General features: G+C 63.3%; 2 protein-coding genes. Both read right to left on the bottom strand.

The window, feature by feature from the left end; genetic code table 11:
• On the bottom strand, positions 1-1,229 hold a 1,229-nt coding region (locus tag AC1D34_RS36950; RefSeq protein ID WP_476826949.1), incomplete at its 3' end, for a chemotaxis protein CheW.
• 43 nt (positions 1,230-1,272) lie between these two features.
• The coding region (locus tag AC1D34_RS36945) for a methyl-accepting chemotaxis protein (protein ID WP_476826948.1) at positions 1,273-2,053 on the bottom strand (781 nt) is incomplete at its 5' end.

Here is a 2,053-nt window from a genome sequence, read left to right as displayed (position 1 = left end):
GGCAAGGGCGGCGCCGGTGTGATGGCGGCGGCCGGCACGGCGAGAATCTCGGACACCTGGTCGACGATGAAGCCGGCCTGAAACTGTCCGATGGTGAGCACGATGACCCGCGATTTCCGGCCGGCCTGCCCATTGACCGCATTGAATCGAAGCCGTTGATCGATGACCGGTAAGGGCTTGCCACGAAGATTGATCACGCCCGCGATAAAGGCCGGCGCATTGGGGACATGCGCGATCGCATCCGGCAGTTGGACGATCTCGCTCACCGCTTCGAGCGGAAGTCCGAAGACGTCGTCGCCAATGCTGAAGATAATGAACCGATGCGAGGCWGCTTCGGGTCGATGCATCGCGGCTCCCGCTCCCGTCTGATTGTGCACGGCAATCTCGCCGATCACGCGATTGCGAAACAGGCGCGACGGCGAAAGGATGGAAATGAGTGCGCCCGTACCGCCCGCGCGGGCAATCGCATCGATCTCGGCATCGCCTTCGCCGCGTTGGAGAATGCCGGGCACGGGTTCGATCATCGCTTCCGCGATACGCCTGACGCCGACCAACTCATCGACGACAAGCCCGACGCGGGCCGGCCCGAGCCTGGTCACCACGATGTGATGGCGCGTCGCCCGGCCGTCCTGCAAATAGAGGAGCCGTGCGATCGAGATCAGCGGCAATACCTCACCGCGTAGCGGAAACATGCCCATGATCGCAGCCTCACTGCGGGGCCAGCCGGTAACCTCAGCCGGCAGCGGCGTAACCTCGGCCACGACATCGAGCGGAAGCGCGAAGTTCTGACCCGACACCGTGAAAGCAACTAACGATCGCTCTTCCGCCGCCTCGCCGGGCTTTGCGGAAGTTGGCGTAGCATTCATGCCGATCTTGGGCCGGGCGGGGGCGGCAGTCGTGACAAAACCTTCGGCAAGGAGTTTTTGGATATCGAGCTTCCCTGCCGTGGCGCTGCCGGTCGCCGTCAACGGCAAGATCTCGTCGATCAACAACGCGACGGGGTGCTGGTAGTCATAGACGATGATCCTTGCCTCGTTGGAAGCGGTTACCTCGGTTGCATCGATCAGGGCGGAAAGGCGGATAGCGGGAACCGCAGCCCCACGAAAGTTCATCAGTCCTGCCAGGGCAGCGGGAGCGTTGGGAACGCGCGTGATGACCGGCCGGCGGCCCACCTCGAGCACGCGCTCGGCCGGAATGACATAGGCTTGGCCAGAAATCAGGAACGACAACTGTCGCTGTGTCTCACGGGGCTTGCGAGCCTTCACCACCGGGTCAGCTTCCAGCCAGCCGCAGTTCGTCGGCCAGCGATGCGATCTCTTCGATGGCTGCGGCGAGATCCTCGGCACCGCGCGATTGCTCTCGGGCTGCGGTCGCGCAAGCTGCGGCAGCCGAACTTGCCTCCAGCGCGGCCGAAGCGATCTGCTGGGTTCCGAGTTGGACCTGCCGGGTCGCCGACAGGGCGAGCCCGCTTGCGTTCAGGACCTCGTCGTTTCCGCGAGAAAGTTCCTCGATCTCTGCGACGATCGCCTTCAGTCGTTCGGCAATATTCAGGTTCTTCGCCTGCTCGGCATCCGCGACGCTCAGGACCAATTCAAGGTCGCGCCGCACGGCTGCAATCTGGAGTTGCATGAGGCGGACGACATCCTTGACGCCCTCGATATAGTCCCCTGCTTCCTGTGCGAGTTTGCGAATGTCCGCCGATACCTGCGCAAAACCGAGGCCAGCATCCCCCGCTCGTGCGGCCTCGACGGATCCGCTGACCGAGAGCATATTCGTCTGCACCGCCACGAGCACGATCCGGTCTATACTCTTTTCGATCTTGCGGGACACATCCTCGAGCGACCCAAACAGGCCAAGTGAAGCCTGGGTTGCCCTCTCCCCAGCCGAGAGGCCGTTCTCGATCGCTGCAACGCTTGTCTGCACCTTACCAAGCAGCTCCATGACCGATTGCGTGCGACTCGAAACCCGCTGAGCTGCTTCCTGGGTCTGGCCGACGTTCTTCTCGATCTGGACCAGGGCGGCATTGGCCTGCTGCGTCGCCGCCGCTTGGGTC

Source organism: Allobosea sp. P1_A7 (assembly GCF_056406775.1).
Note: the sequence above shows the minus strand (reverse complement) of the source record. Positions and strands in the feature narration are given on the sequence as shown.